14 protein-coding genes are annotated in these 18679 nt (G+C 68.3%); 9 read left to right on the plus strand and 5 right to left on the minus strand.

Annotated features, from left to right (window positions below; genetic code table 11):
* Positions 1-233: 233 nt before the first annotated feature.
* Together D6T63_RS06620 and D6T63_RS06625 are read left to right on the plus strand one after the other, a co-directional pair.
* The gene (locus tag D6T63_RS06620; protein WP_120148458.1) at positions 234-1817 is read left to right on the plus strand and encodes an acyl-CoA carboxylase subunit beta; all 1584 of its coding nucleotides are present in this window, start codon (positions 234-236) and stop codon (positions 1815-1817) included.
* Positions 1814-2083 carry an acyl-CoA carboxylase subunit epsilon gene (locus D6T63_RS06625; protein ID WP_120148221.1) on the plus strand — a complete coding sequence of 90 codons (270 nt, stop codon included), beginning with the start codon at positions 1814-1816 and terminating at the stop codon, positions 2081-2083. The genes D6T63_RS06620 and D6T63_RS06625 overlap by 4 nt, the downstream gene beginning before the upstream one ends.
* Positions 2084-2159: 76 nt before the next feature.
* Here the strand turns inward: D6T63_RS06625 and D6T63_RS06630 are convergent, their stop codons facing one another.
* A complete protein-coding gene (locus D6T63_RS06630; RefSeq protein WP_120148222.1) occupies positions 2160-2570 on the minus strand; it encodes a hotdog fold thioesterase in 411 nt (136 codons plus the stop codon).
* Positions 2571-2767: 197 nt separating this feature from the next.
* Here D6T63_RS06630 and D6T63_RS06635 point away from each other — a divergent pair, with 197 nt between their 5' ends.
* The 5 genes from D6T63_RS06635 (at position 2768) to D6T63_RS06655 (ending at position 10519) form a co-directional block, all read left to right on the plus strand.
* Complete coding sequence (locus D6T63_RS06635) at positions 2768-4477, plus strand: DUF885 domain-containing protein (RefSeq protein WP_235830590.1); 1710 nt, start codon at positions 2768-2770, stop codon at positions 4475-4477.
* 1274 nt (positions 4478-5751) lie between these two features.
* Positions 5752-7113, plus strand: a complete 1362-nt coding sequence (locus tag D6T63_RS06640) for a dicarboxylate/amino acid:cation symporter (RefSeq protein ID WP_182976926.1) — start codon at positions 5752-5754, stop codon at positions 7111-7113.
* 179 nt (positions 7114-7292) lie between these two features.
* Positions 7293-7856 (plus strand): AMIN-like domain-containing (lipo)protein, encoded by a 564-nt coding sequence (locus tag D6T63_RS06645; protein ID WP_120148224.1) that lies wholly within the window; start codon positions 7293-7295, stop codon positions 7854-7856.
* Positions 7857-7936: 80 nt separating this feature from the next.
* The gene (locus D6T63_RS06650) at positions 7937-8569 is read left to right on the plus strand and encodes a Maf family protein (protein WP_120148225.1); all 633 of its coding nucleotides are present in this window, start codon (positions 7937-7939) and stop codon (positions 8567-8569) included.
* A gap of 108 nt (positions 8570-8677) precedes the next feature.
* Positions 8678-10519, plus strand: a complete 1842-nt coding sequence (locus D6T63_RS06655; RefSeq protein ID WP_120148226.1) for an acetyl/propionyl/methylcrotonyl-CoA carboxylase subunit alpha — start codon at positions 8678-8680, stop codon at positions 10517-10519.
* Positions 10520-10588: 69 nt separating this feature from the next.
* Here D6T63_RS06655 and D6T63_RS06660 read toward each other — a convergent pair whose 3' ends face one another.
* From D6T63_RS06660 to D6T63_RS06675, 4 genes are all read right to left on the minus strand, one after another.
* The gene (locus D6T63_RS06660) at positions 10589-11338 is read right to left on the minus strand and encodes a hypothetical protein (RefSeq protein ID WP_120148227.1); all 750 of its coding nucleotides are present in this window, start codon (positions 11336-11338) and stop codon (positions 10589-10591) included.
* The gene (locus D6T63_RS06665) at positions 11335-12762 is read right to left on the minus strand and encodes a serine/threonine-protein kinase (RefSeq protein ID WP_182976902.1); all 1428 of its coding nucleotides are present in this window, start codon (positions 12760-12762) and stop codon (positions 11335-11337) included. Before D6T63_RS06665 ends, D6T63_RS06660 begins: the two co-directional genes overlap by 4 nt.
* Before the next feature lie 157 nt (positions 12763-12919).
* Entirely contained in the window at positions 12920-14332 is a 1413-nt protein-coding gene (locus D6T63_RS06670) for an MFS transporter (protein ID WP_120148229.1), read from the minus strand.
* Between the two features lie 177 nt (positions 14333-14509).
* Positions 14510-15910, minus strand: a complete 1401-nt coding sequence (locus tag D6T63_RS06675) for an NAD(P)H-quinone dehydrogenase (RefSeq protein WP_120148230.1) — start codon at positions 15908-15910, stop codon at positions 14510-14512.
* 110 nt (positions 15911-16020) lie between these two features.
* Here D6T63_RS06675 and D6T63_RS06680 point away from each other — a divergent pair, with 110 nt between their 5' ends.
* Together D6T63_RS06680 and D6T63_RS06685 are read left to right on the plus strand one after the other, a co-directional pair.
* Positions 16021-16821, plus strand: coding sequence for a purine-nucleoside phosphorylase (locus D6T63_RS06680; protein WP_120148231.1), 801 nt, complete (start codon positions 16021-16023; stop codon positions 16819-16821).
* 97 nt (positions 16822-16918) lie between these two features.
* On the plus strand, positions 16919-18664 hold the full coding sequence (locus D6T63_RS06685; protein WP_120148232.1) for a phospho-sugar mutase: 1746 nt from the start codon (positions 16919-16921) through the stop codon (positions 18662-18664).
* Positions 18665-18679 lie beyond the last annotated feature (15 nt).

Consider the following 18679-nt stretch of genomic DNA (forward strand, 5'->3'; position numbering starts at 1 on the left):
CAATCCGGGGCGCCTGGACAGCCTGCGACGCGTCGATGTTACTGACCGGTAACTACGGCGGTCCGGCTAACCGATGACGGCGGAAACTGTAGGCGTCCTACAACGGCGCGCCTCCGGAACCTCACTAGACTGGGGTGATTGCGCTGCTCGTTGTCGGAAACCTCCAGTTCCGGCCGGGACCTACGCGGCGCCGCCCCATCCACCCGCCGACCGGAGTATCAATGCACCAGGACCTGCAGCCCGACCTCACCACGACGGCCGGGAAGCTCGCCGACTTCCGGAGGCGCACGGCGCTATCGGAGCAGCCCTCCGGTCCCGAGGCGATCGAGAAGCAGCACGCGCGCGGCAAGAACACGGCTCGCGAGCGCATCGAGCTGCTGGTCGACGAGGGCTCGTTCGTCGAGTTCGACGCACTCGCGGTCCATCGCTCCACAGCCTTCGGCATGGAGCGGAAGAAACCCCTGGGCGACGGCGTCGTGTCCGGGTACGCGACGGTGGATGGACGCCAGGTCGCCATCTACAGCCAGGACTTCACCGTCTACGGGGGCTCGCTCAGCCAGGTCAACGGCGAGAAGATCGTGAAGGTGCAGGAATTCGCCCTTCGCAACGGTTGCCCGGTCATCGGCATCAACGACGGCGGCGGGGCGCGCATCCAGGAGGGCGTCGCCTCGCTGGCGATGTTCGCGGACATCTTCCGCAACAACGTCCATGCCTCCGGCGTGGTCCCGCAGATCTCCCTGATCATGGGGCCCTGCGCCGGTGGAGCGGCCTACTCCCCCGCGCTGACCGACTTCGTGGTGATGGTCGACAAGACCTCCCACATGTTCATCACGGGCCCCGATGTCATCAAGACGGTGACCGGCGAGGACGTCGACATGGAGACGCTCGGCGGCGCACGGCAGCACAACACGACGACGGGAACATCCGCCTACCTCGCGACCGATGAGGCGGACGCCATCGGCTTCGTCCGCGAGCTCCTCGACTTCCTGCCGTCGAACAACCTCGCCGAAGCACCGTTGACGGCGTTCGTCGACGAACCCGAGGTGACCGACGAGGATCTTGCCCTCGACCTGCTCATCCCCGACGCCGCGAACCAGCCGTACGACATGCACGCGGTGATCAGCGCGATCGTGGATGACAGCCACTTCCTCGAGATGCAGGCGCTGTACGCGCCGAACGTCGTCACCGGTTACGCCCGGGTGGAAGGCCACACCATCGGCATCGTCGCCAACCAGCCCCTGCAGTTCGCCGGAACCCTCGACATCAACGCCTCGGAAAAGGCTGCCCGCTTCGTCCGGCACTGCGACGCCTTCAACATCCCGATCCTGACCCTCGTGGACGTGCCCGGTTTCCTGCCCGGCAAGGACCAGGAGTTCCAGGGCATCATCCGCCGCGGCGCCAAGCTGCTCTACGCCTACGCCGAGGCCACCGTGCCGAAGCTGACCGTGATCACGCGGAAGGCGTACGGCGGGGCCTACATCGTGATGGGTTCGAAGAAGCTCGGAGCGGATCTCAACCTCGCCTGGCCCACCGCGCAGATCGGCGTCATGGGCGCGCAGGGTGCCGTCAACATCCTGTACCGCGGTCAGCTGAAGGCAGTGGCCGACGCCGGAGGCGACGTCGAGGCCGCACGCGCCGACGTCGTGCAGCAGTACGAGGAAGAACTGCTGAACCCGTACCAGGCTGCGGGGCTCGGCTACGTCGACGCCGTCATCGCGCCCTCGGAGACCCGCCTGCACATCGTCCGCGGGCTGCGCGCGCTGAGGGACAAGCGGGCGTCCAACCCCGCCAAGAAGCATGGGAACATCCCGCTGTGACGGGCAGGAAGGCGAGGCCCGAGGACGATCCCCGGTCCTCCGCGCCCGCGCGTCCTGATCCCGTCGAGGACGCTCCGCTCCTCACCGTCGTGTCCGGCAACCCCTCCGATGAGGAGCTCGTCGCGCTCACCGCCGTCGTCGTCGCCCTGCAGGGTGCGGAGGAGGCAACGGACGCTCCCGATCAGGGGCGGTCCTGGGTCCGTAGGGCCCTGCTCCGGCTCGGTCCGACGCCCGGGCCCGGCTCATGGCGGCGTAGCGTCCGCTGAGCGCGGCGCTGCTCCTCGGGCCGCGGCAACTCCTGGGAACCTGTGGTGGCCGGACCGGCGTCGAGCAGGGATCACGTCAGATTTGTGGTGCGGCTACGGTGCGGCTGCGCCCTCGGAACTCAGCGATCAGGGTGTCGCCCGAGGTGACGTGGACGTCGTACAGCCCGCTTCGCCCGGTCCGGGTGAGGACTGTGCCGACGGCGGTGAGGGTCTGGCCCTCGAGGGCGGACGCCACGAAGGAGATGTCGGCGCCGGAAGCGACCGTGATGGTCGAGGAGTCGCCGGCAGGGTCATTGCAGGCAAGGGCGAAACACGTGTCGGCGAAAGCGAAGATGATCCCGCCGTGGGCTATGCCGAAGCCGTTCACCATCTCCCTCCGGATGACCATCCGGATCTGCACGTCGCCGAAATCCGCCCGGTCCACGTCGATACCCAACCATTCGGAGGTACGGTCGTTCTCGAGGATGGGGTGTGCTGGCGTCGTCATGGATCTCAGTCCTCCTGTGGTGGGATGGCGGCCCGAGATCGGTCGACTCGACTGCACCCTGGAGAGTCCACCAGCTTTTTCGGAGGGGCGCCACCAGGCACTGCGCCTTTCAAGGTCGCTCGCAGGGGAGGCAATGCACCGGTCCTGCTCGCCCGGAGACGGTAGCCTCCGGCAACTGCCCGGGCTAGGCTCAGGGCGTGACCCACAACACTCCAGCCCCAGCCCCCGGCGCGCAGCCCGCACGCCAGTCCACCGCCATCGATGCCGTGGCGACGTCGTACTACGAGACACTCCTCGACCTGATGCCCAACTTCGCCACCGAACTGGGCCTGGCCGGACACGAGACCGAATACCAGGACTACTCACCGGCCGGGATCAAGGCCCTCGCCGAAGCCGCCCGTGATGCCCTGCGCCGATTGGAGAACCTCCAGCCCGCCGACGACGTCGATGTCGTCACGCTCGACGCCATGCGCGAGCGTCTCGGCCTCGATCTCGAGATCCACGAGGCAGGGCTCGACTACTCGGAGCTCAACAACATCGCTTGCCCGGCCCAGAACATCCGCGCGATCTTCGATCTCATGCCGACCGCTACAGCGGAACACTGGACCCACATCGCCGGGCGCATGGCCAACATCCCGGCCGCCCTCGACGGGTACATCGCCTCCCTCCGCGAAGGCCGTGAGCGAGGCTTGGTCGCCGCCCGTCGCCAGGTCGCCATCGTGATCGAGCAGTCGGCCAAATATGCGGAGGACGGCGGGTTCTTCGATTCCCTGGGCGCCACCGTCAGCGCGGACGACGGCGACCTGCCGGAATCACTGCGGGAGCAGCTGAGATCCGGTGCGGAAGCTGCACGCGGCGCCTATAGCGGCCTCGCGGCCTTCCTGCAGGACGATCTCCTTCCCACCGCGCCGGAGAAGGACGCCGTCGGCCGGGAGCACTACGCCCTGATGTCCCGCCGGTTCCTCGGGTCCGCCGTCGATCTCGAGGAGACGTATCAGTGGGGGGTCGAGGAGCTCGACCGCGTCATCGCCGAGCAGGAGGCGGTCGCCGACGAGATCAGCAAGGGTGCGTCGATCAGCGAGGCCATGCGCATCCTCGACGAGGACCCGGCCCGCCAGCTGCAGGGCACGGATGCGCTCCAGGCCTGGATGCAGGAGCTGTCGGACAAGGCCGTGGACGCGATGGCCGGCGTGCACTTCGACGTCCCGGACGTGATGCGGCGCCTCGAGTGCCGGATCGCCCCCACTAATGAGGGCGGCATCTACTACACCGGCCCGAGCGACGATTTCTCCCGTCCGGGCCGCATGTGGTGGTCGGTGCCCGAGGGCGAGGACTCGTTCACCACCTGGAAGGAGACGACCACCGTCTACCACGAAGGCATCCCCGGCCATCACCTGCAGGTAGCGACGGCGACCTACCAGCGCGCGCTGCTCAATCCCTGGCGTCGCAACGCCATCTGGGTCTCAGGGCAAGGGGAGGGCTGGGCGCTGTATGCGGAACGCCTCATGCAGGAGCTCGGATTCCTCTCCGATCCCGGCGACCGCCTCGGCATGCTCGATGCCCAGCGCATGCGCGCAGCCCGCGTCGTCTTCGACATCGGCGTGCACCTCGAGCTGGAGGTGCCTGAGCGCTGGGGTCAGGGCACATGGACGCCGGACAAGGGCTACGACTTCCTGAAGGAGAACATCGCCATCAGCGAGGGCCAGCTCAGCTTCGAATACACGCGGTACCTCGGCTGGCCGGGCCAGGCTCCGTCGTACAAGATCGGCCAGCGCCTCTGGGAGCAGGTCCGTGACGAGGTGCGGGCAGGCGAGGGAGAGGCTTTCGACCTCCGCGCCTTCCACACCAGGGCCCTCAACCTCGGGTCCGTCGGTCTGGACACGCTACGCCGGGCGCTGGTGTCCTGACCCGCCCGGCGCTGGTGTCCTGACCCGCCTGGCACTGGTGTCCTGACCCGCCCGGCGCTGGTGTCCTGACCCGCCTGGCACTGGTGTCCTGACCCGCCCGCCGCTGGTGTCCTGACCCGCCTGGCACTGGTGTCCTGACCCGCCCGCCGCTGGTGTCCTGACCCGCCTGGCACTGGTGTCCTGACCCGCCCGCCGCTGGTGTCCTGACCCGCCTGGCACTGGTGTCCTGACCCGCCCGCCGCTGGTGTCCTGACCCGCCTGGCACTGGTGTCCTGACCCGCCCGCCGCTGGTGTCCTGACCCGCCTGGCACTGGTGTCCTGACCCGCCCGCCGCTGGTGTCCTGACCCGCCTGGCACTGGTGTCCTGACCCGCCCGCCGCTGGTGTCCTGACCCGCCTGGCACTGGTGTCCTGACCCGCCCGCCGCTGGTGTCCTGACCCGCCTGGCACTGGTGTCCTGACCCGCCCGCCGCTGGTGTCCTGACCCGCCTGGCACTGGTGTCCTGACCCGCCCGCCGCTGGTGTCCTGACCCGCCTGGCACTGGTGTCCTGACCCGCCCGCCGCTGGTGTCCTGACCCGCCTGGCACTGGTGTCCTGACCCGCCCGCCGCTGGTGTCCTGACCCGCCTGGCACTGGTGTCCTGACCCGCCCGCCGCTGGTCTGACCCTCCCGCCGTCGTTCCTGGTTATCGCTGCGGATTGCCGCAATTGGCCGCGTGTCTCGCCGCGACACCCGTTCCGGCGGGTGAAAACCAGGAACGACGGCGGCTGCACGCGGCAGCGAGCGCCACCACCTGGCGCAGCGTCCCCGGCATCCCCCCGCTGACGGCGATTGCACGCGGCGGGAGCGCCATCACCTGCCGCAGCGTCCCCGCCCGCCGTCGTTCGTGGTTATTGCTGTGGATTGCTGCACCAGACGGCGTGTTGTGCCGCGACACCCACTCCGGTGGGCGAAAACCATGAACGACGACGGTTGCACGCGGCAGCGAGCGCCACCACCTGGCGCAGCGTCCCCGCCCGCTGTCGTTCCTGGTTATTGCTGCGGATTGCCGCAATAGGCCGCGTGTCTCGCCGCGACACCCGTTCCGGGGGGTGAAAACCAGGAACGACGGCGGTTGCACGCGGCAGGAGCGCCGGCTGCATCCCCCTACGGGCGCTCCGGCCGCGTAACATTTCGCAACTCCCGCTTCGCTTGGGTATAAGGACCGCCCTAGTGTTTCGGTCGTGTCTACCAAACTGAACTCCCTGCCTTCCCGGCGCGGGTTACCCCGCTGGATGACGTCCTTCGGGCCGCAGATCATCGCCGCGCTCGTCGTGGGCCTCGCCCTCGGGCTCCTCGCCAAATACTCGGGTCACACCCAGGAGACGCCCACCGGGCTCGGCACCACGCTCGCCACTCTCGGCTCGAGCTACGTGGCCCTGCTGCGCGCCGCCGTCGTGCCCCTGATCTTCACGGCCGTCGTCAGTTCGATCGCGAATCTCCGTGCAGTCAACAACGCGGCCCGGCTCGCCGGCCAGACCCTGCTGTGGTTCGCCATCACCGCCTTGATCTCGGTCGTCATCGGTATCGCGCTCGGCGTGGTCTTCCAGCCCGGCGCCGGCACGGACGCCACACAGCCCGCCGAGTACACGGGCAGCACCGGCAGCTGGTGGGCGTTCCTGACCGGGCTGATCCCCGCCAACTTCCTCGGTCTTCAGGCCTCGTCCAGCGTCGCCGAGACCGGAGCGGTCACCACGGCGCTGAACTTCAACGTCCTGCAGGTGCTCGTCGTCGCCATCGCCGTCGGCATCGCGGCCCTCAAGGTGGGCAAGCAGGCCGAGCCGTTCCTCACCTTCAACGCCTCCGCGCTGGCCGTCATCCAGAAAGTCCTCTGGTGGATCATCCGCATCGCACCGCTCGGTACCGTCGGTCTCATCGGCAACGCGGTGGCGGTCTACGGGTGGGACACCATCGGCTCACTCGGCAAGTTCACCATCGCCGTCTACGTCGGACTCGCACTCGTGCTGTTCGCCGTCTACCCCGTCCTGATCAAGGCGCACGGACTGTCGGTCAAGCAGTACTTCTCCGGCGCCTGGCCCGCCATCCAGCTCGCCTTCGTCTCACGATCCTCGGTGGGCACACTCCCCCTCACGCAACGCGTCACGGAGCGGAACCTGGGCGTTCCCCGCGGCTACGCCTCCTTCGCAGTCCCCCTTGGAGCAACGACGAAGATGGACGGTTGCGCCGCCATCTACCCCGCGATCGCCGCGATCTTCGTCGCCCAGTTCTTCGGCATCGACCTGTCACTGACGCAGTACCTGCTGATCGCGCTCGTGTCGGTACTCGGCTCCGCAGCGACTGCGGGGACCACCGGCGCCGTCGTCATGCTGACCCTCACGCTCTCGACGCTGGGACTCCCCCTGGCCGGCGTCGGTCTGCTGCTCGCCGTCGATCCGATCCTCGACATGGGCCGCACCGCCGTGAACGTGGCGGGCCAGGCACTCATCCCGACGATCGTCGCCAGGCGTGAGGGGCTGCTCGACCTCGAGCTCTACAACGCCCAGCGCACGGGAGACCCCTTCGCGGATGACAGCGTCCTCGAGGACATCGATCCCACCGCAGCCAATGACGGGATCTCGGCCTCGATCACCCGGTAACCACCTGCAGCACCATCCGACGGCTCGCCCCAACAGATCAGGGGCGGGCCGTTCGGCGTTTAAGCTAACGTTTCGGTGTACTTCTAACGATTCGGTGCCGTTCCTCTTGACGGCGGCGCTTTTCCCCGTGGTCGGGAGCACCATGAAGGCACCTATCCAGCACGACAAGGTGGTGCGCTATGAACAAATCGCGCCTGACGGAGAAACTTTCCGCCACACTCGCCGCCCTCGCCCTTACCGCAGGCCTCGGCCTCGCAGGGGCACCGCCGGCATCCGCCGCCTACTGCGGCATCACATGGGGTTCGACGGCGAAAACTGCCTACACCCCCACCTACTCCGCTCCCATCACCAACGTCCGTTCCGGCCAGCACGGCTGCTTCGATCGCCTCGTCATTGATGTCAGCGGCCCCGTCTCCGGATACTCAGCCCGGTACGTCACCCAGTTCACAGGCATAGGGTCAGGCCTGCCGATTCCGCTCCGGGGTGGCGCACGCCTCTCCGTGACAGTCATCGCTCCCTCCTACGACGGGAACTACAAGCCGACCTACCGACCCGCTAACCGGAGGGAGCTCGTGAACGTCGCGGGCTACTCGACCTTCCGCCAGGTCGCGACGGGCGGAAGCTACGAAGGCCACACCAGCTTCGGAGTCGGGGTCCGGGCCAAGCTTCCCGTCCGCGTCTTCGTGGTACCCGGTCCCGGTGCCGGTTCGAGGGTGGTGGTCGACGTCGCGCACTACTGGTGAGGATCCTGCCGGTCCCGTCGAAACGTCGGAACGGGACCGGCACCCACCAATCCCTTAGGGCGGGCCCCTAGGCTTGGAGCATGACCGTCCGACTGATTCTCGCGTCCAAGTCCCCTGCCCGCACCAAACTTCTCGCCGAAGCCGGTATCGATCACTCGATCCTCGTGTCCGACGTCGATGAAGCCGCCGTCGTCGCTTCGTACGGTGACCTCGATGCGCACGACACCTCCCTGCTGCTCGCGCGCGCCAAGGCCGAAGCGGTCGCCTCGCTGCAGGTCGCCGAGGACGCCCTGGTGATCGGCTGTGACTCCGTCTTCGAGTTCGACGGTGAGGCGCATGGCAAGCCCTACGAGTCCGCCGTCGCGATCGAGCGGATCAGCCGCATGCGTGGGCGCTTCGGCGTGCTCCACACCGGGCATTGGCTCGTGGACACGCGCGACGGCGGATCCGGCGCCACGATCGGCAGGGTCTCCTCCGCGACCGTGCACTTCGGTGCCATGTCCGACGCCGAGGTCCGGGACTACGTAGCGAGCGGCGAACCACTTCAGTGCGCGGGAGCCTTCACGATCGACGGTCTCGGGGGTGCCTTCATCGACCGCGTGGACGGCGACCCGCACGCCGTCGTCGGGCTCAGCATCTCCACGCTCCGCTCCCTCCTGCACTCCGCAGGGGTGCCCATCACCGCCCTGTGGGACAAGTCCTCCTCCTTGTAGGTTCCCTACAAAGGATCGCTGTACAACACTCGCGATCAGCACGATCCATGGGCGGAAGCCACCAAAGCGGGTTAGGCTCCGATCTGAGAAGAAGGAGTCCACCGCGCCATGAATCAGCCCCGTCTCGCCCCGTCGGAACACACCAGTATCAGCAGCAACACCGACACCAACGCCGGTCAACAGCATCACAGGGTGACGAAGGTCCTGGTGGCGAACCGGGGGGAAATCGCGGTCCGCATCATCCGGGCGGCTCGGGACGAGGGCATCACCTCGGTCGCCGTCTACGCCGAACCCGATCGCGAAGCGCTCCACGTACGGATGGCCGATGAGGCTTTTGCGCTCGGCGGCGAGACCGCAGCCGAGTCCTACCTCGTCATGGACCGGATCCTGGCCGCAGCGCAGCGCAGCGGGGCCGACGCCATCCACCCCGGCTACGGCTTCCTTTCCGAGAACGCGGAGTTCGCACAGCGCGTGATCGACGCCGGCATCACGTGGATCGGTCCCTCACCGGACTCCATCTCGCAACTCGGGGACAAGGTCCAGGCGCGCCACATCGCCGAGCGCGTCGGAGCCCCCCTGGTCCCCGGTACCAGGGACCCTGTCGGGTCGGTGCAGGAAGTCATCGACTTCGCGCTGGAATTCGGTCTGCCCATCGCCATCAAAGCAGCCTTCGGCGGTGGTGGACGCGGAATCAAGGTGGTCCGCAGCCATGAGGAGATCCCTGAACTCTTCGATTCGGCGGTCCGCGAGGCGACGGCGGCCTTCGGCAGGGGCGAGTGCTTCGTCGAGCGGTTCCTCGACGCGCCACGCCACGTCGAGACCCAGTGCCTCGCCGACGCACACGGGAACGTGGTGGTGGTCTCCACTCGCGACTGCTCCCTGCAGCGACGCAACCAGAAGCTCGTCGAGGAAGCACCCGCTCCCTTCCTGTCCGACGAGCAGAACGCCCGGCTCTACGAGGCGTCCAAGGCCATTCTCAAGGCAGCCCGCTACCAGGGTGCCGGTACCTGCGAATTCCTGGTGGGACGGGACGGCGTCATCTCCTTCCTCGAGGTGAACACGCGGCTCCAGGTGGAGCACCCCGTCTCGGAGGAGGTCACGGGCATCGACCTCGTCCGCGAGCAGTTCCGCATCGCGCGGGGCGAGGCTCTCGGGTACGGCGACCCGGAGGTGCGCGGGCACTCCTTCGAGTTCCGCATCAATGGCGAGGATGCAGGCCGCGGCTTCCTGCCTGCTCCGGGCACCGTGCAGACGTTCAAGCTCCCCACCGGTCCCGGTATCCGCGTCGATTCCGGCATCGAGGCCGGTGAAGTCATCGGCGGGAACTTTGACTCGATGCTCGCCAAGCTGATCGTCAGCGGTGCCAGCCGGGAGCAGGCTCTCCAGCGGGCACGTCGCGCGATCGGCGAGATGGTGATCGAAGGGATGCCTACCGTGCTCCCCTTCCATGCCGCCGTCGTCGCTGATCCCGCCTTCGCCCCCGCCGACGGACCGTTCTCGATCCACACCCGATGGATCGAGACCGAATTCAACAACACCATCGAACCGTGGAAGGGCCCGGCCGAGCCCACCGCCGAGGAGGATTCCCGCCAACGCGTGACCGTCGAGGTCGGCGGGCGCCGCCTCGAGGTGGTCCTTCCCTCCGGGCTCGGCGCTCCGTCGAACGGCAAGGCAGGCACTCCGGCCAAGTCCAAGAAGTCCTCCCGTGCGCGGGCGGGCAAGGCTGCGGTCAGTGGCGACGAGCTGACGTCCCCCATGCAGGGCACCATCGTGAAGGTGGCGGCAGCCGACGGTGACGTCGTCGACGAGGGCGACCTCATCGTGGTGCTCGAAGCCATGAAGATGGAACAGCCCCTGACGGCCCACAAGTCAGGGACCCTCTCGGGCCTCTCGGCAGCTACCGGCGACACGGTCTCCGCAGGCTCTGTGATCGCCACCATCAGCGGCTGATCCGCCGGTACGGACAGCAGCGCCTGATCCGCCGGTACGGACAGCAGCGGCGGAAGCAGCTGCCGTACCCTACTTCCCGTCGGCGCCCTTGCCCTCTTTCCGCTCTTTCTCCGCGGCTTTCTCCGCCGCCTTGCGCTGCTCGGTAGCCTGGTCGGCGGCGGAGTCGCCGCTGTTGCCGGGAGCCACGGGCTCGGTCCCCGAGCCTGTGCCCCCATCGCCACTGTTGTCGGCGTCACTGCCGCCGTCGTTCCCGGCATCATCACCGCCGTCGTTCCCGGCATCGTTCCCGCCGTCGTTCCCGGCATCGTTCCCGCCGTCGTTCCCACCGTCGTTCCCGCCGTCATTCCCGCCGTCAGTACCGTCCGAGCCGGATCCGGATGGTGGAGCCGGGACGGAGCTGGGCGCGGGTTCAGCCGGGGCCGTTCCGGTCGGCGCGGGCTCGGGTTGGACCGGAGAAGTCCCGGGGGCCGGCTCGGCGGGTGGAGCTACGGGCGTCCCCGTGGAACCCGCCGCTTCGTCAGCGATCGCCTGTGCCGCCTCGAGCGAGGCGATGGCAGTGTCGATCCTCACGCCGATCAGGGTGGCGCGGTCCTCCGTCACCGTCCCCGCCGTCCGTGCGCTGTCCACCTTCTCCTTCAGGTTCTGCGCCAGGAGGATCGCCCCCGCGGTGTCTCCTGCAGCGGCGGTCGACGCGATCGTCCGCACCTCTGCCTGGAAGGCACTGGCCGTCGCGGCATCGATGGGCTCCGCGCCGCAGCCCGTCAGCAGGAGCGCCGCACCGACCAGAAGCGGGAGCCTGATCCTGGAGCCGAAGGTCATCGCTGCACGCTTTCGTAGAGTTCCTGCAGTTTCTCGCCGGGCTCGCCGGACACGGCCGGCAGCGGCTCGACGTCGGGCGGAGAGCCGGATCCAGCCAGCATGCTGAAGACCCAGAGGCCGGCCACCACGAGGAGGATCCCGAGCACGACGACGAGCCACCTGAGCGCGGCGGGACGGCGGCTGCGCGCGGGGCGAGCAGACGACTGTCGAGGATCATCAGCATCGGGGACGTACCGCGCAGGCTCATCATCGGATCCCCAGCCGGGTCCCGCCTTTTCATCGCTCCGTGACGGGCTACCGATCATCACGCCCGCACGTTCTGCAGAAACGCGCGGGCGTTCCGCAGGCCCGCCAGTGCGTCCCTGGTCCACTTTCCCGACCGCAAGCGCTCCCGCTCCCGCAGGCACTCCCGCATCCGCAGGCGCTACCGCTCCCGTCGATTCCGCTGCGCCCGCTCCGACTCCTGGGTGCCCGATGATCCGTGTCGGTGCGGGAGTTGCGTCGAGGCGTGCCGTGTCGGTTGCGTGACCAGCGCCGCTGGCGGCTCCGTCGTTCGCCTGCTGCGGACCCATGACCGTGAGGGCTCGCACCACTCCTTCGGCGTCGGGCCTGGCTGCCGGATCGTCGAGCGTCATCGACATCAGCAGGTCCGACAGGGCCGGACCAGCGGCGTGCGGAATCGACGGACTCCGGGAGAGGCGGGCCAGAGCGCTCTCGATGCCCGTCCCGGGGAACGCCCGCTCACCGGTCAGCGCCTCGATCATCACGAGGCCGAGCGAGTAGATGTCCGTCGGCTGCCCCACGCCGTCGCCCCGAGCCTGCTCGGGACTGAAGTAGGCAGCACTGCCGATGACCTGACCTGTCGCCGTCATCCGGCCGCCGTCGAAGAAACGGGCTATCCCGAAATCGGTGAGCAGGTAGCGGAAGAGGCCGCTGTGCGGGTCGACGTCACGCGTCAGGATGTTCGAGGGCTTGATGTCGCGGTGCACGATCCCGCGGCCGTGGATGTACTGCAGCGTGCGCGCGAGGTCGAGTCCCATGAGCCTCACCGCCTCGCAACCCATGGGCCCGCCGGACCGCAGGAGTGCATTGAGATCCGGCCCGTCGACGAGCTCCATGACGAGGTAGGCGGCGTCACCCGAGTCCTCGCCGTTGTCCATGTCGAGGACGCGCACCAGCCCTGGATGTTCGAGCCGCGCGAGCATCTTCGCTTCCGCCGAACCGCGCTGGATGCCGTCGGCGGTTCCGGGCCTGAAGAGCTTGACTGCCACGTTCCGTTCGAGGCGGGTATCCCGGGCCGTGAAGACATCAGCCATTCCGCCGACACCGACACGCTCCCCCAACGCATACCGCCCGGCCAGGGCGTGCTTCTCCATGTCACCCGCTTCCGCTACCCCGTTGACCGGCCCCGGGCGCGCAGTCATGACGCTTCCAGGCATGTGCTAAGCCGGCTGAGCTTCCAGTCTAGGGGTGGCTTCAGGGCGGCGCGAGCGCCGATTTCATCAACCCCCGACGAGGCAGTGGAACGACGACGGCGCCGCACCCGGGTGGATGCGGCGCCGTCATCGGTGCGAGGAAGACCTAGGCGACGTTGTTCTCGTAGTCGTGGTCACGGGTCTCGCGGGAGACGAACAGTGCGATGAAGGTTGCCACTGCCGCGACGCTGAGGTACGCGCCGACGAGAACCGTGCTGCCGCCGGCAGCCTGCCACAGTGCCACTGCAATGAAGGACGCCGGTGCGGCACCGATCATGCTCGACACGTTGTAGGCCACGGCCGAGCCGGTGTAGCGCACGTTCGCCGGGAACAGTTCCGGCAGGACTGCGGCCATCGGTCCGAAGGTGAGCCCCATAAGGGTGAAGCCGAGGATCAGCAGCACCATGGCCCCGACGGTACCCGCCCCGAAGAGCGGCGCCCAGAGCAATCCGAAGATGCCGATTCCCACCGTCGTCGCAAGGAGCATCTTTCGGCGGCCGAAGCGCTCGGCGAGCGGACCGGACACGATCGTGAAGATCCCGAAGAAGACGACGCCGATGATCAGCATCCACAGGAAGTCGGGGCGGTCCATGCCCAGGCCGGGCACGAAGGAATCGATCTGTGCCTGCGTGAGCGTCTTGCCCGTCGCTTCTGCACGTGTCTGGGCCTGCTCGAGGGACGAGGGGGCGGTGCCGTACGTCAGGGTGAAGGCCGTCATGAAGTAGAAGAGCACGTAGGTGGCGAACATGATGAACGTGCCGAGGAGAAGCGGACGCCAGTGGGCGCGGAAGACGGTGCCGAGCGGCAGCTTGACGACCTTGCCCTCGCTCTGGACCTTCTGGAACGAGGCGCTCTCGATCAGCTTGAGGCGGACGTACAGGCCGATGATGACCATGACGGCGCTCAGCAGGAACGGCACACGCCAGCCCCAGGACATGAACTCCTCCGGCGAGAGGGTGGTGCTGAGGAGCACGAAGAGCAGGTTCGCGAGGATGAACCCGATCGGAGCGCCGAGCTGTGGGAAGGTGCCGAAGATCGCACGCTTGCCCTCAGGGGCGTTCTCCGTGGCCAGCAGCGCAGCGCCGCTCCACTCACCACCCAGTGCGAGGCCCTGCAGGAAGCGCAGCACCACGAGCAGGAACGGGGCCCAGAAGATCCAGCCGGCGCCTTCGGCCGTCGGCAGCACGCCGATGAGGAAGGTCGCGACACCCATGGTGAGCAGGGACGCGACGAGCGTCGCCTTGCGGCCGATCTTGTCCCCGAAGTGACCGAACAGGATCGATCCGAGGGGCCGGGCGACGAAGGCGACGCCGAACACCGCGAAGGAGCTCAACAGCTGGTTGGCCGAGGTCTGGTTCGGGAAGAACAGTGCCGGGAACACGAGCACTGCGGCTGTCGCATAGATGTAGAAGTCGTAGAACTCGATCGTGGTCCCGATGAGGCTGGCGAAGATCACCCTCCCCCGCGAGTTGAGGGGTTTAGTGGTTCCGCTGGTACCCGCGGAGGTGGAGGAGGTCATGGCGTCGGCTTTCTCGGGCTAGGCGCCGGACCGCAAACCCTCTCGGGGCAGCGCAGCCCGGACTCCGTGCTTCAGTGATATCCCGATATCAGACCACCAGTGTCCATCAGGTGGATAAGCCTGTCCACGCTGTGGACAGGCGGAACTACTGAAAGACATCCCGCATCGGCTCAGGTCCTACGTGTGGACGTGCAGGCGCCGCGCGGCTTCGGAGATCGATCCGGTGAGCGAGGGGTAGACGGTGAAGGTGTTGGCGACGTCGTCCACGTGCAGTTTCTTGGTCACGGCGAGCGCCAGCGGGAAGATCAGCTCGGACGCCCTGGGCCCGACGACGACCCCGCCGATGACGGTTCCGGAGCCCTTCCTCGAGATCACCTTCACGAAGCCGTCCTTGACGTTCATCATCTTCGCCCGGGCATTGGTATGCAGGGACAGCTTCACGATGTCGCCCTGGTACTGCCCGGATGCGATGTCCTCCTCCGTCACGCCGACCGTGGCGATCTCCGGCGAGGTGAAGATGTTCGAGGCGACCTGCTTCAGCTTGATCGGGCTGACGGAATCACCCATCAGGTGCGCGATGGCGATCCTCCCCTGCATCGCGGCCACCGAGGCGAGCGCGAACACTCCCGTGCAGTCCCCCGCGGCGTAGACGTTGGATGCGGTGGTGCGGGAGACACCGTCGACCTGGATATGGCCCGACTCACTGACGGCGACGCCGGCATCCTCGAGCCCGATGCCCACCGTGTTCGGGACGGCACCGACTGCGACGAGGCAGTGGCTGCCCTCGACGGTGCGGCCGTCCGCGAGGCGGACGATCACGCCGTCGTCGGTCCGGTCCACGGCGTCGGCGCGTGATCGCGACAGGACCGTCATGCCGCGGTCCTTGAAGACGCCCTCGAGCACCTCGGCGGCATCGGCGTCCTCACCGGGCAGCACGCGGTCACGGCTGGAGATCAGCGTGACCTTGGAACCGAGGCCGTTGTAGGCGCTCGCGAATTCGGCGCCCGTGACGCCGGAACCGACGACGATCAGGTGATCCGGGATCTGGCGGAGGTTGTACAGCTGCGTCCAGTTGAAGATGCGTTCGCCGTCGGGCATGGCGCTCGGGAGCTCACGCGGCGTCGATCCGACGGCCAGGAGGACGGCGTCGGCTTCGATGATGCTCGTCTCGCCGTCGGACACGACCTCCAGCCGGTGGTTGTCGAGCAGCTTGCCGGTCCCGATGATGACCCGGACGCCGAGGCGTTCGAGCGTCGCGCGGATGTCGGACGACTGTTCGACGGCGAGCTTCAGCAGCCGCTGGTTGACCTTGTCCAGATCCGCGTACACCTTGCTGTCGGCGGAGAAGTGGACGCCGAGCCCGCTCGCGTCGGTGAAGCGCGTCATGGTGTCCGCCGTGGCGATGAGGGTCTTGGACGGGACGACGTCGGTGAGCACCGCGGAGCCGCCGAGGCCCTGCCGCTCGACGATGGTGACGTTGGCCCCGAGCGAGGCGGCGACGAGCGCCGCTTCGTACCCGCCGGGCCCGCCGCCGAGAACGGCCAGGCGCAATGAGCTGAAATCGAGTTGGTTGGTCACGGATTGATTATTGCCCATGCCACTGACACCCCTGAAATGGGGCGGAGGCGGCCGGGACCGGAGGACCCGCACGGTGGTCGGGTTCTTTCCCCAAAGGGTAAGTTGTAGCGGTGACTTCTGATCCCTTTGACCTGGCCCGCGACGCTGCTGGCCATATTGCCCGTGCCACCGGTGTAGACCGGCATGACACCGCCCTCGTCCTCGGTTCCGGCTGGGGTGAGGCCGCCGAGCTGATCGGCGAGACCACGCACACCCTCGACGCCGCCGACATCCCCGGTTTCTCGGCCCCAGCCGTCGTCGGCCACACCGGCACCATCCGCTCCATCCTCACGGCGAACGGCAAACGCGCCCTGGTGCTCGGGGCACGCACCCACTTCTACGAGGGCAAGGGCGTCCGCGCCGTCGTGCACGGCGTCCGCACCGCCGCGGCTGCGGGCGCGACGACGATGATCCTGACCAACGGCTGCGGCGGCCTGCAGGAGCAGTGGCAGCCGGGCACGCCGGTGCTCATCAGCGACCACATCAACCTGACGGCGTCCTCGCCGCTGGAGGGCGCGACGTTCGTGGATCTCACCGACCTCTACTCCTCGAGGCTCCGGGACCTGGCCCGCCAGGTCGATCCGACGCTCGAGGAGGGCGTCTACGCGCAGTTCACGGGCCCGCACTACGAGACCCCGGCGGAGGTGCAGTACGCGAAGCGCATCGGCGCCGACCTGGTGGGCATGTCCACCGCCCTCGAGGCGATCGCGGCCCGGCATGCCGGCATGGAGGTCTTCGGCATCTCCCTGGTCACCAATCTCGCGGCAGGCATCAGCCCCGTCCCCCTCAGCCACACCGAGGTCCTCGAAGCAGGCCACGCGGCGGGGCCGCGCATCTCCCGCCTCCTGGCCGACATCGTCGCGACCATCTAGCCGTCCCCCGGTCCCGTCCGCATCCCGCAGCCGGACCCAGCACAGCACCACCGGCGCCCGTCGGGCCGCCGTCGACGATCCACCCTTAGGGATTCGCATGACCACCTCGGAACTGGACACCCTCCTCGCAACCGCCGACGCCTGGGCCGCAGCCGACCCGGATCCGCACACGGCGGAGGAACTCCGCGCGCTCACCCGTCACGTGCGGGACGGCGACGCCTCGGCGGCCGTCTCGGAGCAGGACCTGCGGGACCGCTTCTCCGGTCCGCTGGCGTTCGGCACGGCCGGGCTCCGCGCAGCCCTCGGCGCCGGCCCGAACCGCATGAACCGCGTCGTGGTCCGCCGGGCAGCGGCAGGCGTCGCAGCCCATGCAATCGCGCTCGCGGCCGGAGCATACGCACCTCGCGCCGTCGTCGGATTCGACGCCCGCCACAACTCGCGCATCTTCGCCGAGGAGACGGCCGCCATCTTCACCGCCGCCGGTATCGAGACATTCCTCATGCCGCGTGAACTACCCACGCCCCTGCTCGCCTACGCAGTCCGCGCGCTGGACTGCGAGGTCGGCATCATGGTCACCGCGAGCCACAACCCGCCGCAGGACAACGGCTATAAGGTGTACCTCGGCGGACGGGCCGTCGAGGAGGACGCGCGCGGCGTCCAGATCGTGGCACCGCACGACGCCGGGATTGCCGCCCACATCGCCGCCGTCGGTACCATCGACCTCGCACCCGACGGCTGGACGATCCTCCCGGAAACCATCGAGTCCGATTATGTGGATGCGGTCTCTGCCCTCGCCGATCCCGCCGGAACGGCCCGCGACCTCCGTATCGTCCTCACTCCCCTGCACGGGGTGGGAGGGCGCACGGCCCTCGCGGTGTTCTCGGCCGCAGGGTTCGGCGACGTCACGATCGTCGAGCGCCAGGCGGAGCCGGACCCCGATTTTCCCACCGTCGCCTTCCCCAACCCGGAGGAACCGGGCGCACTGGACCTCGCGCTCGAGACCGCGGCGGAAATCGGCGCCGACCTCGTGATCGCCAATGATCCCGACGCCGATCGGGTGGCACTGGCTGCGCGCGAGCCCTCGTCCGGCGAGTGGCGCATGCTGCGTGGCGACGAGGTGGGCACGCTGCTCGGCCTCCACCTCGCGACCCGCCTCGGTTCGGCGGACAGGAAGGGAGCGGCCGACGGCGTCGCAGCCGGCCGCGACGTCTTCGCCAACTCGATCGTGTCCTCGCGTCTCCTCGGCCGCATCGCCGCCGTTTCGGGTATCGACCACACCCAGACGCTCACCGGCTTCAAGTGGATCGCCCGGGTCCATGACCTCTCCTTCGGCTACGAGGAGGCCCTTGGATACTGCGTCGCGCCCGGGCTCGTGCGTGACAAGGACGGTATCTCCGCCGGGCTCCTGCTGGCCGAACTCGCAGCCGCCACCAAGGCCGGCGGACGCACGCTCTTCGACCTGCTCGACGACGCTTTCCTCGTCCACGGCCTGCACGCGTCGGACCAACTGTCCGTGCGCGTCGGCAGCCTCGGGCTGCTCGGCGCGATGATGAACAGGCTCCGCGAGAACCCGCCGTCGTCCTTCGCAGGCTCCCCCGTGAGCGTCGCCGAGGACCTCGCGGAGGGCTCGGCGCACCTGCCCCCCACTGACGGGCTCCTCTATCTGACCCACGACGAGACACGCGTGATCATCCGCCCGAGCGGTACCGAGCCGAAGCTCAAGTGCTACCTCGAAGTCGTGGAACCCGTCGGGTCCGCTGCAGAGCTCGGTGACGCCAAGGACGCGGCGAGAGCCCGCCTCGAAGCCGTGAGGCGCGACGTCGGCGAGGCACTCGGGCTCTGACCCTCCGCAGGAGCC

It is taken from the genome of Arthrobacter cheniae (assembly GCF_003602275.1).
Taxonomy (GTDB): Bacteria; Actinomycetota; Actinomycetes; order Actinomycetales; family Micrococcaceae; genus Arthrobacter_D; species Arthrobacter_D cheniae.

Excerpts from the sequence above, each read along its gene's own strand:
- D6T63_RS06645 (WP_120148224.1), top strand. The coding sequence starts at position 7,293 with ATGAACAAATCGCGCCTGACGGAGAAACTTTCCGCCACACTCGCCGCC.
- D6T63_RS06665 (WP_182976902.1), bottom strand. The coding sequence starts at position 12,762 with ATGACTGCGCGCCCGGGGCCGGTCAACGGGGTAGCGGAAGCGGGTGAC.
- D6T63_RS06630 (WP_120148222.1), bottom strand. The coding sequence starts at position 2,570 with ATGACGACGCCAGCACACCCCATCCTCGAGAACGACCGTACCTCCGAA.
- D6T63_RS06670 (WP_120148229.1), bottom strand. The coding sequence starts at position 14,332 with ATGACCTCCTCCACCTCCGCGGGTACCAGCGGAACCACTAAACCCCTC.
- D6T63_RS06650 (WP_120148225.1), top strand. The coding sequence starts at position 7,937 with ATGACCGTCCGACTGATTCTCGCGTCCAAGTCCCCTGCCCGCACCAAA.
- D6T63_RS06640 (WP_182976926.1), top strand. The coding sequence starts at position 5,752 with ATGACGTCCTTCGGGCCGCAGATCATCGCCGCGCTCGTCGTGGGCCTC.
- D6T63_RS06655 (WP_120148226.1), top strand. The coding sequence starts at position 8,678 with ATGAATCAGCCCCGTCTCGCCCCGTCGGAACACACCAGTATCAGCAGC.
- D6T63_RS06660 (WP_120148227.1), bottom strand. The coding sequence starts at position 11,338 with ATGACCTTCGGCTCCAGGATCAGGCTCCCGCTTCTGGTCGGTGCGGCG.
- D6T63_RS06685 (WP_120148232.1), top strand. The coding sequence starts at position 16,919 with ATGACCACCTCGGAACTGGACACCCTCCTCGCAACCGCCGACGCCTGG.